Here is a 12,291-nt window from a genome sequence, read left to right on the forward strand (position 1 = left end):
GAGGGGGTTAGTTCAGTTGTTGGAGCGCAGGCCAGTCAAAGCATTGGCCAAACCATCAATGCGTTGGGCCAGCTGCAGGTCGAGGTTGGAGAGGCCGCCGATGTCGTGGGTTGTCAAGTTGATGCTGACCCGATTCCAGACATTGCTCCACTCGGGGTGATGGTCCATGGCTTCAGCGACTAGGGCCACCTGGGCCATGAAACCAAAAGCCTCCACAAAGGAGGCAAAGACCAGCTTTCGATGCAGCTTGCCTTCTAACAACTCCCACTGGGTCAACATGTTGGGAAGGGCCGCAATTTCGTCGGGGCTGAGGGCCCTAGCTGGCTGGCGATGGGTGCTCATGGTTCCTGCTCCAAGGCCAAATCATGCAGTCTGTCGATCAGTAAATCCAACTCCGTATCGCTGGCATCGTGATCAATTTCGGCTCCCAGGGCCTGGGCTCCAAAGCGGCGCTGCACCTCTGCAGCAAGACGGTGGGCGCTGGGACGGGCCAACAGGGTCGAGGTGGATGGGCTTTTGGCCTCGCCAATTAGGGCTCCATGGAGATCCTCGACTAACTGGCGCAATTGGGCAAGATCCTGGCGAATGGCTCCGAGTTCAGCCTCCAGATTGATGGGCTGATTCTCGGGGCTAACCATCTTGCTGGCTCGGTGCATAGATCATGCGGGCTTTTTGAACCAGCTCGGCCACGTCAACGGGTTCCGCAGCCATCGCTTCTCCCCTCTCAACGGCCCTGTAGTGGTCAGCCACTGACCAGGCCGCCGTCGCGCTGTCGGATGAAAAACGTGGAATCAAATGCAAGTGCAAGTGACGAGCCCCTTCTCCAAAACCAATTATGTAAACCCGATCGCATCCGGTCAACGTCTTAACCAGTAGACAAGCCCGCTGCACCTCGCTGCCCCAGGCCAATGCCTCCTCCGGCTCAAAATCCCCAGGCCCGCCCAGGTGTCTCAGGGAATCGAGTAGCAACCAGCCAGGCAAGGGGGACGGATCGGGATGGTGGCGCAACAACCACAACCGACTGCGGCCAATTTCATATCGCGTGCAGAGCTCGGCATCGCCATGGGCAGCACATACGCCGCAGCTGTCAGCTGATTTCATGGGCGACCTCATTCGCCCATCAGGTGCAGGTTGAGCCTTCTCTGGTGGGGCCTTGCGCGGTGTTCCCAGAGGTAGACAGCCTGCCAGGTGCCGAGCAGCAGGCCACCTTTTTGGAAGCTGAACTGAAGAGAGGTGGCCGTAAGGGCCGTGCGGATGTGGGCCGGCATGTCGTCTGGGCCCTCATCATCGTGGCCATAGGTCACAAATTCCCCCTTGCCATTGATTGGCGAAAATCCCCTTTGGGGCACCAGCGCCCGCAAATAGGCAGCCAGATCGCATAAGACCCTTGGATCAGCATTTTCGTTGATAGTGAGGCTGCAGGAAGTGTGCAAACAAAACAAATTGGCCAATCCAAAATTCAAACCACTTGTCCCAATTGCTCGATTTATATCGCTCGTGATATCAGTAAATCCTTCGCCCGTGGTTAAAAGAGTTAGTTGTTGCAGACTTTGGGCCAAGGCGCTGTGACGCTCTTTAAACAGGTTTAGCATTGTTAGCAGAGTCGAGCTGGCCCCAAGGCCCTGCTGAGATGAACATTCGCCCCAAGAGCAAGCCCAGAACAGCTAGTGCGAATGGCCTCGCGCGCCTGGCCTCACTGGTTTCAGGGGCATCCCTGATCGCCTTGGTGGCTGGCATCAGCGGCACACCCGCCCAGGCCCAACGGGTTGTGCCGAAGCTCGGCACCCTTTGCCCCCTGGGCTATGTGGACACCTTCAACGGCAAATGCAGCACCCTGGGCTTGATGACCTACACGGTGCAGCCCACTAACGGCCAGGCTTGCCCCACGGGTTGGGCAAACGTGGGCGGTGGCTACTGCCGTAAAAAGATCTAGAAGCGGCGCCTTAATTGGGCGATAGCCAGCTGGGTTTCCCTCAAAAACAGCAGCACCGAAGCCATCAGGCAGGCCATCGCCAAGACAAATAGGGGGGCAACAACCAGGGTGAGATCGATGGCGGTCACCGCACTCAGAAACACGATCGCCACCACCATCGCCACCAACAGGATCGTGACGGTGGCGCAGACAATCGCCCTCATTACCAGAGAAATACGGCGCTTTTGAACCTGCAGTTCCTGGCGACCATCCCTGGATTGATGGAGCGGATCATTGAGATCCGCCTCCTGAAGGCGTCTGGCGCGATCAACGATGCGGTTTAGCCGCTGGCTGAGCACATTGAGCAGGCCGCTGATGCCAGCCAGTAAAAAGACAGGGGCCACCGAAAGCTGAATGGCCCGGGCCAAGCCCTCCATGGGAGCTGAAGGAACCACGACGGCAAGCAGCATGGTGGTTATGGGGCAAAGACCGTCCGGCAAACCTACCCGTACTGCCTAGCCAGATCTTTTGAATCCCAGCAATAGAAAAGATGACGGCGTTCGACCAGCTCCACCAGCACCTGCACCAGAGCCGCCTGCTGGGCTCGATCAGCAGCGCCCTTTATTACGACCAGAACACCGTGATGCCCCCTGCAGGGGCCGATTGGCGCGGTGAGCAGCTGGCCCTACTGGCCGGGCAGCTGCATGGGCGCCAAAGCAGCAGCGAGTACGGGGAGTTGGTGGCGGCAGCAGAGGCCGAGCTCGGGGTCGATGCGGCACCAGAGCAGCGCCGCAACCTGGAACTGTTGCGGCTGGAGCTGCAACGCCAGCGCTGCCTTGATCCAGCCCTGGTGACTGCCCTGGCAAGGGCCCAATCCCGCGGTAATGCCGTCTGGCAGGACGCCCGCGCCCGCAACGACTTCCCAGCCTTCGCCCCGGCCCTCGAGGAGTTGATCGCCCTGCGCCGCCAGCAGGCCAACCAGCTGGCAGCAGCTGAGCCAGTTGAGCGCAGCCCCTGGGAAGTCCTCGCCCAGCCCTTTGAGCCGGATCTGAACAAGGTGCGCCTGGAGGAATTGTTTGCGCCCCTGAAAGAGCAATTGCCGCCACTGCTGGAGCGGGTCGCCGCCGCAGAAAAGCCCCAGCAGGCCGCCAAGGAGCAGGCAGATGCCACCGCTTTATCTGAGGCCCAGCAGGAGCAGCTCTGCAAAGAGCTTCTCCAAAGCTGGGGCTACGACGGCAGCCGTTGCCAGCGCTCCCGCTCGGCCCACCCCTTTTCCTGCACCCTCGGCCCCCAGGACTTCCGCATCACCACCCGGATGGTGCCCGGCCAACCCCTCTCAGCCTTCCTGGCCACAGCGCACGAGTGGGGCCATTCGCTCTATGAGCAGGGTCTACCCCGCAGCGATGACCACTACTTCCCCTGGCCCCTCGGCGAAGCCACCTCGATGGCCATTCACGAGAGTCAAAGCCTGTTCTGGGAATGCCGCATTGGCAGGAGCCAGGCCTTCGCCCAGCGCTGGCATCCCCGTTTTGCAACCGCCCTAGGTGCCGATCCCTGGCAAAACAGTTTCCAGTTTTGGCGGGCCCTCAATCCGATGCGCCCCGGCCTGATTCGGGTTGAGGCCGACGAACTCAGCTACTGCCTGCACATTGTTTTGCGCTACGAACTGGAGCTGGCGCTGCTGGAGGGGGATCTGCCGGCCGCAGAAATGCCAAGCCAATGGAATCGGCGCTTCAAGGAGTTGTTTGAAATAGAACCGAGCAACGATCAAGAGGGCTGCCTCCAAGACGTGCACTGGAGTGAGGGGTTGTTTGGCTATTTCCCCTCCTATGCCCTGGGCTACCTAATCAGTGCCCAACTGGGCGCCATCATGGAGCGAGATCTCGGTGGCGAAGGTGCCATCGAGCAGTTGATTGCAGCGGGCAGCGAAAGCAGCCTGCTCGACTGGTTACGGGCCCAGGTCTATCCGTTTGGCCGGCGGGTAAATGCCGAAGAGCTGGTTAGGCAGGTCAGCGGAGAAGCCCTAAGTGCCCAGCCATTTCTGCGCTACCTGGGGGCCAAGGTGGAGCGGCTGACGGCTCCTTAAGATGCCGCGACGACAAATCTTTTCCCTGTCATGGCGAATATCGACCACGCTCCCAGCCGCACGATGCTCAACCTGCTGCACGTGCTGCCAGCCTTCGCCGATGAAGCCGAGCTGCGGCTGAACACGATCGTCGAGCTCAACTCGATGACGATCAACAAGTATGAGCTGATCACTGAAACCGGCCATCTCAAGCTTGATCGGGTCGGCTACAGCTCCCTGGCCTACCCCTTCGCCTACGGCTGCATCCCCCGCACCTGGGATGAGGATGGGGATCCCCTGGATATTGAAATTGTCAACGTCACCGAACCGCTGGTGCCGGGTTCGATCGTGGAAGCTCGCATCATTGGCATCATGACCTTCGACGATGGTGGTGAGGTTGACGACAAGGTGATTGCGGTGCTGGCCGATGACAAGCGCATGGACCACATCACCAGCTACACCCAGCTAGGAGCCCAGTGGGAGAAGGAAACCAAGTACTACTGGGAGCACTACAAGGACCTCAAGAAACCCGGCACCTGCAAGGTCAATGGCTTCTTTGAAGCAGCAGAGGCAGTGACCATCATCAAGGCCTGTGAGCAGCGCTACCTCGACACCATCGAAGCCAAACTGGTGAACTGAGCCCAAGGCACCCGAATCAAGCGCAACCCGGAAAACTTTCTGCAGATTGGGGCCAAAAACCTGGTTTCAAGACATTTGGCCCTTACATTTTAGGGCCAAAGGTAGTTTTGATGTCCAGCTTTTCCTCCCACCACTGCGATCAGCTGAATAGCACCGCCCTGAAATGGGCCAGTGATGGGGAGCTCTCGGCCCTGGACCTCGAACGGATCATGGAGCGGCTTACCACGGTGGATCCAGCCCTCCAGGCCCTAGGCCAGGAAAGCAACAACCTTGGTGGGATGGGCAACTAACTAGCTATAGCTTGCGAGCTAGGGCCCTAGCCATGCCATCGCGGCTAGCCAGGCCCCTAAGCGAATCAATTGGTAGTCCAGCGGCTGGCAGGCCCTGGGGCAAGGCCCCTAATCCCTGGCTATTTACTTCGAATACGGGAACTTGACGCAGGCCGTTGGGGCTCAGTTGGTCCTCAAGTTGGGCCAGGTGGGCTGTCTCGGGCAGCCAAACCAAATCCCCCCGCCGGCACTCCCTGAGACAGGGCATGGCCGCTGGGGCTTCTCCAACGGCAGCGGCAGCGCCTTCAGCAGATCGAGCAGCGGTGATCGAGCGCTGCAAATCGGGCAGGGTCACCAAACCGACAACCCAGGAACCATCCACAACCATCAAGCAGTGGCCATGGCTGCTGACCAAGCTGACCAGGGCCTGGTCGGCGGGTAAATCAATCGGCAAGAGCAGGGGGGCCTCCGGCTCAAACGCCTCCGTCACAGCCGTGGCGGTGAGCTGGCGCCGGCGCTGCTCCTCCTGAAGATCGGGGCCCAGCAAGCCAGGATCGCTAATGCCCTTCCAGCGCTCTACCAACAGGGCACTGAGGCCCGCCGCCGCCATCAGGGGCAGCACGATCCTGATGTCGCGGGTTAGTTCAAACAGCAGCAAGAGGGCGGTCAATGGGGCCCTGGCACTGCCCGCCAGCACCGCCGCCATTCCGACCATGGCATAGGCAGGTGGTTCCGCCACCGGCAGGTGCAAGCCGCTCTCCCCCAGCAGTTGGCCATAGCAATTTCCCAGCAAAGCTCCGAGCACCAGGGAAGGCGCAAAACCACCGCCAACAAAACCAGTGGCATTGCTGACACCCGTGGCCAATAGCTTTACGCAAAGCAGACCCAGCAGGGTGAGCAAGGGCAGCCCGCCATTGCTGCCAAGCAGGGCCTCAATCGTGTCGTAGCCGACGCCGAGCACTTGGGGGAAGACCAGGGCCATCAGACCAACTGCCGCGCCCCCCAAGGCCGTCGGCACACCGGCGGGCCAACGGCGCAGCCATTGCTGAAGTGCCTCACTGCGCCCCAGCGACAACAGGCTGATCAGAGCCCAGGAAAGGCCACTGGCCAGCAGGCCCAGGCCCAGATATAGGGGCAATTCCAGGGGCGAGCGCACCTCGTAGGCAGGCAGCCTCAAAATTGGCGTATCACCCAGCACCAACTGGGTCACCAGGGTGGAAGCAACCGCCGCCACCAACACCGCCCGGACGTTGGGCCGGCCCGGCAGCGCACTAAAACTGCCCTCCAGGGCAAAAAACACACCAGCGATCGGGGCCTTGAAACCCGCTGCCAAACCGGCGGCCACCCCTGCAGCCACAAGGGCCTTCTGACTTTCAGGCGAAAGGCTCGAGCGCAGGGCCACCCAGAGGCCAAGGTTGGCGCCACTCTCCACACTTGGCCCCTCCGGGCCCAGGGAGGCACCACTGCCCAGGCTCAAGGAGGCAGCAAGCAAACGCTGGAAGGGGAGCTTCGGTTTGGCGGCCACCGAGCCATCGGCCATCGCCATCACCGAAGGCAGGCCTGGACCCAAATCACCACCAAAACGCCGCAACAGGCCCACCACCAATCCCCCCAGGGTGGGCACCACCACCACGGGCCAAAGGCTCAGCCAGTCGGACAGGCTCGAGGTCGGCAGGGGCGGAGGCTCCGGCGCCGCCAAGGGGGGGGGCAAAAAGCCCAGCCCGCCTAGGCCCACCTGCAGCAGGGCCTGGAGCGGAGTCGTAGTGGCCGGGGGCAGGGGGGGCAACTCCATGGGCAGCTGGGCTGGCTGGCTGCGCCCAAAGGAGAGAAGCAGGTCTACGAAAGGTCCGAACAGACCGTTGTTGATGAAGCCAAGCAACTCATGGAAGGCGACCACGGCCAGGCCAGTGAGGGTGCCAACCAAGGCAGCCCAGGCCAGCAAACTCCACTGGAATGGCAACGCCCTGGCCTCCATGGGGCCGGGCTGATCAGCAGGTCCCCTATGGTCAATCGGTCCCCTGTGCTCAGCGGGATCTAGGGGATCAGGCTTCTGGCCGAACGGTCGCAAAGATTTCCTCCAGTATCTCGCCCGCACCCTGGGCCCGCAGGGCCTCGGCGAGGGCAATGCCAATGGCCTCAGGGTCCTGCTGGGGGCCGCGTCTCACATCCCGAATCAGCCGTAGGCCATCAAGGCTGGCAACCATGCCGGTGAGCACCAACTCGGCCTGCTCAGCCTCCCCCTCAAAGCAGCTGTTGACCCCAATCGGAACCTGGCAGCCACCCTCCAGCTGACGCAAAAAGGCCCGTTCAGCCAAGCAACGCCGTGCCGTAGGTAAGTGCTCTAACACCTTGATTTGGGCCAGAACTGCCTCGTCGCCCTCCCGGCACTCAATGCCCAGGGCCCCCTGACCGACAGCATGCAGGGAAATGGAAGGGTCAATTAATTCATGGATCCGATCGGCCAGGCCGAGGCGACCCAGGCCCGCTGCAGCCAAAATCAAACAGTCGAATTCACCGGAATCCAGCTTCTCCAGGCGGGTGATCACGTTGCCCCGCACGTCCTTGAAGGTGAGGTGGGGATAGTGGTGGCGCAGCTGGGCCAACCGCCTCAGGGAGCTGGTGCCAACCACCGCCCCCTCGGGCAGGGTCGCCAGGCTTTTATCGCTGTGCCTGGCATGGACCACAAGCGCATCGGCAGGATCCTCCCTCTCTGTGATGCAACCGAGCATCAAGCCATCCGGGAGGTTGGTGGGCAGGTCCTTGAGGCTATGGACGGCGATGTCGGCCTGGTCCACCAACATCTGAGCCTCCAATTCCTTGGTGAATAGGCCCTTGTCGCCAATTTTGGCCAGGGCAACATCGAGAATTTTGTCGCCCTGGGTAGCCATCGCCTCGATGCTGATCTCCAGGCCCTGGTGGGCCTGGAGGAGTTCATCGCGCACCCAATGGGTCTGCACCATGGCCAGCTGGCTGCGGCGGGAGGCGATGCGCAGGGTATTGGCCATTCGGTGCCGGCTAGAAGCAAATCACTGTTGCCCAGCCTAAAGATGCGAGGCCACCTGCCCAAGGCCGCGGCACCAGACCGTGATCAGGCGAAAAAATTGAGCGGCAAGGGGCCCCAGGTGGCATCGCCATCCGGCTCGCTCGAGTCCTGGCCGGAAATGAGAATGCCCTCCCCAAGGCCATCTTCAGGGCGGATCAAATAGGAGCCAGTGTTTTGGTTCGCCTTGAGGAAAACGGGTCCGCCTGGAACTGGATTAGCGGATTCAGAAGGAGCAGGCTCGAGGCGCGTCCAACCGAGCCGTTGCTCCATCGCCCTCAAGGAATCCACCGCCAAATCGGCAGAGGGAGCCATGATCCCGGCCGTAAACCAGGCGCAACGGGCCATGACGGCCGCCAGCTCCAGGGCCAACTGCTCAGCCTGGCCAGTGCCGAGCTCGGGGGCCGTGCGAAGCACCCTCAAATCAGCAAGGGTTAGGGAGGTGGAATTCGCCATTATTTAAGTCAAAGCTCAACGCCACCTAGCATCACCTCCAGCAGGTCAAACGCAAACCCTGGAAGATCCAGCCTCCACACCACAGATCTGGGTGGTTTCTGCCTGTTTCAACGAAGCGCAAGGTATTGCTTCTTTTATCGAGGCGGTCCGTTCCCAGGGTTGTATCAACAGATTGGTATTGGTAGACGACGGTTCTAAGGACCAAAGCGCGGCGATCGTCAGGCAACAGATTGCGGCAGATAAACAGGCAGGCCAAGGCATCAATTGCCAAATCAGCCTCATCTCCCTAACCCGAAACTTCGGCAAGGAGGCGGCAATGCTGGCCGGCCTCGACTTTGCCAAAGGCAGGTGCGATGCAGCAGTTCTCATGGACTCAGACCTGCAACATCCGCCAGAACTTCTGGTTGAAATGGTGGCGGCCTTCCAGGCTGGGGCAGAAATAGTTACGGCAATCCGGCGCGATCGTCAGGGAGAATCGGGGATTAAGGCCACCAGTGCCCATTGGTTTTACTCACTGTTTAACCACCTGGTCGATTCGATTCAACTGGTGGATGGGGCGGGCGATTACCGACTGCTGAGTGGGGCAGCCCTGAATTCCCTTACCCAGCTAAGGGAGGGGGGTAGGTTCTCAAAGGGGCTATTCCCCTGGATTGGCTTTGAAAATGTAGACGTTTACTATGCCTGTCCAACTAGAGGTAGTGGCCAAACATCCTGGAATTTATCCAGTCTCTGGAACTATGCCCTTGATGGCATTTTTGGCTTTTCACTGGTCCCCCTGAAGGTCTGGTCAGGAATAGGTGCATTTATTTCAGCCTCAAGCGTGCTCTACTCGATCTACTTTGCAATCCACACGCTGCTCTACGGCATAGACGTGGCAGGCTTTCCAAGCCTGATTGTAGCAATTACATTTTTGGGCGGTATTCAACTGATTGGCATTGGCATCCTTGGGGAGTACATCGGCCGCATCTTTCTGGAGGTCAAAACTCGACCAAACTATTTAGTCAGGGCAGTTGATGGCAGCGTCCCGAAGAAGTCTAGAAAGATTAAGAAACAGTTCTAGTCACGTAAGCCAAATTCCCAACTCATTTACGGATTAAACAGGCCAGCGACTCGAACTCCCTCTGGCGCCAAGGTGAAGCATAAAACCTACGAGACAGGTGGTAACTGGGATCTATCACCTCGAGGTTTGAGGGACGATCCACATCAATAAAGGCCGGGTGAACTAGCAACAGGGAAGGGGTAGAAGCAGACGAAACTGAAACCTGCCTAAGTTTTATGAGGCAGGCAGCAAGAGGAGCTCCGGCCATGCGGCCAGTGAATAGGACTCCTGAAAAAGACCCATTGGTAGAGATCTGCTCGTAAGCCAAAACAGGTGTAATGACGCTATTCAAGTATTTCAAAACTAAGCTCTTAACAACGCCGCCATGGCCTAGGGCCGAAAGCCAGAATCTGTAGGCCAATCCTGGCGGCCATGGTTCATTAATAGTGCGGATCCAAGTTGGTCGCATCGATGGAGGAAGCCTAAGCAATTGACGCCAGACAATTGGCAACAAATGCACGTGTTGGTGACCATCAAGGGAGAAAGAGGTCTTGCCAGTTAATTGCTTATATTTAGAAATCTGGGCCTGAATTTCAATGCCGATTTGCTGGAAAAGCCGGCGCGATCTGGAAAGGGGCAGAACGGAAGCCATTAATAAAAAACCAAAACCCAAACGTAGGTTTCCCTTACCATCAACTAAATCGGGGATGAGGTGGACAGGGGCAGTTGGGGGACCCTCCGTAAGCACAAGGTGAAGGGCCAATTCCATTTGGGGACGCCTACGCCAACCTGCTAGGGCATGCTCAAGAGCAGGGGCGGACACCATCAGGCTGGCACTATCAAGTTGGTGGCGATCAAACAGCTCAAAAATTGCTTCGTTGACAAATTTTGCCAGGCCTAGATCATCAGCATGGAAACGCACGGGCAAGACAAAATCAGGCTCAGGCGAAGAATGTAGACGAGCCGTATGGCGAGCCGCAGAATTCCAAACCAGGTAATTTACAACTGTTGGGGTCAATACCAACAGGACCGTTGCAGTCAGTGATCGGGCAAATGCCCCTAAAGCAATTGGCAAAAGAAGGCTAAGAACTACGTTAACTATCAACTGCAGTGCGAGCCAAGGCCTGGGGAAAAGACGACCACCGGTTTGCTTCTTAAAGCTAAATCTGGAGTGAGCAACAAAACTCCAGATTGAAGCTGATAGCAAAGCCAGCAGGTTGGCCAGCAGCAAATAAAAACCCAATCCCGAAAGAGCTAATAATATAAACGCATGCAGTAGAGCGGCAAGCACGCCCACCAATCCATATTTCCCCAGGTCTGCAAACATGGGCTTAAGTCTTAGCTGAAGCAATACTTTCGCGATACAGGGAATAACGGCGAAAATCCTTGATCCTGTCAAACTTACCAACAAATTCCGAACTCTGAAGGAGGGATTGATCACCACGTCCCAATGCCAGATACAAACGACCAGGCTGATCAAGCTGGGCCGTAAGTTGTTGCTTGTCAAAAACGGAAACCACCCTATCCCTACTGTAAAATCCAGCCGAAAATGGATATTGATCCCAGTAAACCAAACGGGATCCAGGTTGACTTAATCGTGAATATACATTAACTAGTGATCGTTGTGATTTACGCTCACCGTAACCTGTCAACGGGAAAACAAGCATGAATAGTAAAGAGCCGATCAATATGATTCTCAAGCCGAGGGTAAGCAGCCGATCAACCCTTGCAGGATCAAAGCGGACAAGATAGTAACCACCTAGCAAGGCCAACGCCGGGATGCCTGGCAATACATAGGGCATGATGATATTCCTAGAAAAAGTAAAAAATACAGCAGGTGCTAAGCCCCAACAAAGCAAATAGTTTCTCCAGCCGTCGTCGCCCGCAACAGCAAATGGAGCTTGAAGCTGGGAGATTGGGAAACTCAATCTGCGATTACGGTAGAACAGAAAAAGAGGAAGCAGGATTGTCCAAGGGATGAGCATGTAAATCAAATATATCCATATAGTTCCATGGGCATGATGATGGGCATTGCCATACAAGTCCCCATTCCAGCCTGGGACTAGGAAGCGATTGATATGCTCCCCAATCAAAAAGTAATTTAGAAAGCCAGGGGTCTTAGCCTCGGCTGCCCAATACCAGGGAGCTGCAACCAAAAGACTAAGTAGGGGACCTCTGATCCAGGGCAATCTAACTACAGCAGGGAAAAATGATCGATTGAAAAGTAGCCAGGCACCTATGGCAAGAAAGGCAAGTACTATGGCCAGGGGTCCCTTTGCCAATAAACCCCAACCCAAGCTAACAAAAAATAACCAAATAACACCACCGCTTCGAGGATACTCAGAAGCAGATTGGACACTCAACCAAAAGCTCCACATTGATACAACTAGCCCAAGGGTTAGGGCCATGTCGGTCATTACTGCACCAGAAGCAAAATAATAAATCAAACATCCACTTAACAAGGAGATAGCTATGACGGCCTCTCGTTTTGAGCGACGAATGCCAAGATCCCAGACAAACCAACCACCAATTATCCCCAGAATCCAATGGGGAAAGCGGGCAGTAAACTCGTTAGCACCGAATAACTTAAAGCTAATGACGGTAGCCCAAAATGACAACGGTGGCTTACCCCAGAATGGAACACCAGGCCGAAACCACGGGGTTATCCAATCATTCTTATCGGCCATAATTTGAGCAATGTCGGCATAGCGAGCTTCAGTGGTATCCATAAGGGGATATGTAGCCAACATTGCCAACCTCACCATGGCAATGGCCGCCACTAGGGCCAAAAGGGGATTGCCGTGGATCCAACTCCTCAATGCAATTAGTTTCCAGTCCAGCATTGTTTTCATGCTACGAAAAAATGATTAT

15 protein-coding genes are annotated in these 12,291 nt (G+C 57.3%); 5 read left to right on the forward strand and 10 right to left on the reverse strand.

The window, feature by feature from the left end:
• Positions 1-12: 12 nt before the first annotated feature.
• From KBY49_RS03855 to KBY49_RS03870, 4 genes are read right to left on the reverse strand one after another with little or no spacing between them, the layout of a single operon-like run.
• Complete coding sequence (locus tag KBY49_RS03855) at positions 13-342, reverse strand: 4a-hydroxytetrahydrobiopterin dehydratase (protein ID WP_254933427.1); 330 nt, start codon at positions 340-342, stop codon at positions 13-15.
• Entirely contained in the window at positions 339-638 is a 300-nt protein-coding gene (locus tag KBY49_RS03860) for a hypothetical protein (RefSeq protein ID WP_254933428.1), read from the reverse strand. The genes KBY49_RS03855 and KBY49_RS03860 overlap by 4 nt, the downstream gene beginning before the upstream one ends.
• A complete protein-coding gene (locus tag KBY49_RS03865; RefSeq protein WP_254933429.1) occupies positions 631-1,101 on the reverse strand; it encodes an HIT family protein in 471 nt (156 codons plus the stop codon). The genes KBY49_RS03860 and KBY49_RS03865 overlap by 8 nt, the downstream gene beginning before the upstream one ends.
• An 8-nt stretch (positions 1,102-1,109) precedes the next feature.
• The gene (locus tag KBY49_RS03870; protein WP_254933430.1) at positions 1,110-1,592 is read right to left on the reverse strand and encodes a secondary thiamine-phosphate synthase enzyme YjbQ; all 483 of its coding nucleotides are present in this window, start codon (positions 1,590-1,592) and stop codon (positions 1,110-1,112) included.
• A gap of 38 nt (positions 1,593-1,630) precedes the next feature.
• On the opposite strand from KBY49_RS03870, the gene KBY49_RS03875 reads away from it, so the two are divergent.
• A complete protein-coding gene (locus KBY49_RS03875) occupies positions 1,631-1,933 on the forward strand; it encodes a hypothetical protein (RefSeq protein ID WP_254933431.1) in 303 nt (100 codons plus the stop codon).
• On the opposite strand, the gene KBY49_RS03880 is transcribed toward KBY49_RS03875, so the two are convergent.
• Positions 1,930-2,382, reverse strand: a complete 453-nt coding sequence (locus tag KBY49_RS03880) for a DUF2721 domain-containing protein (RefSeq protein ID WP_254933432.1) — start codon at positions 2,380-2,382, stop codon at positions 1,930-1,932. The two genes, KBY49_RS03875 and KBY49_RS03880, sit on opposite strands and share 4 nt — an antisense overlap.
• Positions 2,383-2,462: 80 nt before the next feature.
• Here KBY49_RS03880 and KBY49_RS03885 point away from each other — a divergent pair, with 80 nt between their 5' ends.
• The 3 genes from KBY49_RS03885 to KBY49_RS03895 all read left to right on the forward strand — a co-directional run bounded on the left by KBY49_RS03885 (position 2,463) and on the right by KBY49_RS03895 (position 4,906).
• Positions 2,463-3,998 carry a carboxypeptidase M32 gene (locus KBY49_RS03885; RefSeq protein WP_254933433.1) on the forward strand — a complete coding sequence of 512 codons (1,536 nt, stop codon included), beginning with the start codon at positions 2,463-2,465 and terminating at the stop codon, positions 3,996-3,998.
• 30 nt (positions 3,999-4,028) lie between these two features.
• On the forward strand, positions 4,029-4,616 hold the full coding sequence (locus KBY49_RS03890) for an inorganic diphosphatase (protein WP_254933434.1): 588 nt from the start codon (positions 4,029-4,031) through the stop codon (positions 4,614-4,616).
• A 110-nt stretch (positions 4,617-4,726) separates the two neighbouring features.
• A complete protein-coding gene (locus KBY49_RS03895; protein WP_254933435.1) occupies positions 4,727-4,906 on the forward strand; it encodes a hypothetical protein in 180 nt (59 codons plus the stop codon).
• 4 nt (positions 4,907-4,910) lie between these two features.
• Here KBY49_RS03895 and KBY49_RS03900 read toward each other — a convergent pair whose 3' ends face one another.
• From KBY49_RS03900 to KBY49_RS03910, 3 genes are all read right to left on the reverse strand, one after another.
• A complete protein-coding gene (locus KBY49_RS03900; protein WP_254933436.1) occupies positions 4,911-6,809 on the reverse strand; it encodes a chloride channel protein in 1,899 nt (632 codons plus the stop codon).
• 118 nt (positions 6,810-6,927) lie between these two features.
• On the reverse strand, positions 6,928-7,890 hold the full coding sequence (hemC, locus tag KBY49_RS03905) for a hydroxymethylbilane synthase (RefSeq protein ID WP_254933437.1): 963 nt from the start codon (positions 7,888-7,890) through the stop codon (positions 6,928-6,930).
• 83 nt (positions 7,891-7,973) lie between these two features.
• Positions 7,974-8,381 carry a DUF1824 family protein gene (locus KBY49_RS03910; protein ID WP_254933438.1) on the reverse strand — a complete coding sequence of 136 codons (408 nt, stop codon included), beginning with the start codon at positions 8,379-8,381 and terminating at the stop codon, positions 7,974-7,976.
• Positions 8,382-8,472: 91 nt separating this feature from the next.
• Between KBY49_RS03910 and KBY49_RS03915 the strand changes: the two genes are divergently transcribed.
• Positions 8,473-9,441, forward strand: a complete 969-nt coding sequence (locus tag KBY49_RS03915; RefSeq protein ID WP_254933439.1) for a glycosyltransferase family 2 protein — start codon at positions 8,473-8,475, stop codon at positions 9,439-9,441.
• 22 nt (positions 9,442-9,463) lie between these two features.
• On the opposite strand, the gene KBY49_RS03920 is transcribed toward KBY49_RS03915, so the two are convergent.
• Both KBY49_RS03920 and KBY49_RS03925 read right to left on the reverse strand, forming a co-directional pair.
• Complete coding sequence (locus KBY49_RS03920) at positions 9,464-10,747, reverse strand: ChbG/HpnK family deacetylase (protein WP_254933440.1); 1,284 nt, start codon at positions 10,745-10,747, stop codon at positions 9,464-9,466.
• 4 nt (positions 10,748-10,751) lie between these two features.
• A complete protein-coding gene (locus tag KBY49_RS03925) occupies positions 10,752-12,272 on the reverse strand; it encodes a glycosyltransferase family 39 protein (RefSeq protein WP_254933441.1) in 1,521 nt (506 codons plus the stop codon).
• Between the last annotated feature and the right edge of the window lie 19 nt (positions 12,273-12,291).

The organism is Cyanobium sp. WAJ14-Wanaka (genome assembly GCF_024345375.1).
Lineage (GTDB): Bacteria > Cyanobacteriota > Cyanobacteriia > PCC-6307 > Cyanobiaceae > Cyanobium_A.

Coding starts and splice junctions, on each gene's coding strand:
- KBY49_RS03855 (WP_254933427.1), bottom strand. CDS start 342: ATGAGCACCCATCGCCAGCCAGCTAGGGCCCTCAGCCCCGACGAAATT.
- KBY49_RS03860 (WP_254933428.1), bottom strand. CDS start 638: ATGGTTAGCCCCGAGAATCAGCCCATCAATCTGGAGGCTGAACTCGGA.
- KBY49_RS03865 (WP_254933429.1), bottom strand. CDS start 1,101: ATGAAATCAGCTGACAGCTGCGGCGTATGTGCTGCCCATGGCGATGCC.
- KBY49_RS03870 (WP_254933430.1), bottom strand. CDS start 1,592: ATGCTAAACCTGTTTAAAGAGCGTCACAGCGCCTTGGCCCAAAGTCTG.
- KBY49_RS03875 (WP_254933431.1), top strand. CDS start 1,631: ATGAACATTCGCCCCAAGAGCAAGCCCAGAACAGCTAGTGCGAATGGC.
- KBY49_RS03880 (WP_254933432.1), bottom strand. CDS start 2,382: ATGCTGCTTGCCGTCGTGGTTCCTTCAGCTCCCATGGAGGGCTTGGCC.
- KBY49_RS03885 (WP_254933433.1), top strand. CDS start 2,463: ATGACGGCGTTCGACCAGCTCCACCAGCACCTGCACCAGAGCCGCCTG.
- KBY49_RS03890 (WP_254933434.1), top strand. CDS start 4,029: ATGGCGAATATCGACCACGCTCCCAGCCGCACGATGCTCAACCTGCTG.
- KBY49_RS03895 (WP_254933435.1), top strand. CDS start 4,727: ATGTCCAGCTTTTCCTCCCACCACTGCGATCAGCTGAATAGCACCGCC.
- hemC (WP_254933437.1), bottom strand. CDS start 7,890: ATGGCCAATACCCTGCGCATCGCCTCCCGCCGCAGCCAGCTGGCCATG.
- KBY49_RS03910 (WP_254933438.1), bottom strand. CDS start 8,381: ATGGCGAATTCCACCTCCCTAACCCTTGCTGATTTGAGGGTGCTTCGC.
- KBY49_RS03920 (WP_254933440.1), bottom strand. CDS start 10,747: ATGTTTGCAGACCTGGGGAAATATGGATTGGTGGGCGTGCTTGCCGCT.
- KBY49_RS03925 (WP_254933441.1), bottom strand. CDS start 12,272: ATGAAAACAATGCTGGACTGGAAACTAATTGCATTGAGGAGTTGGATC.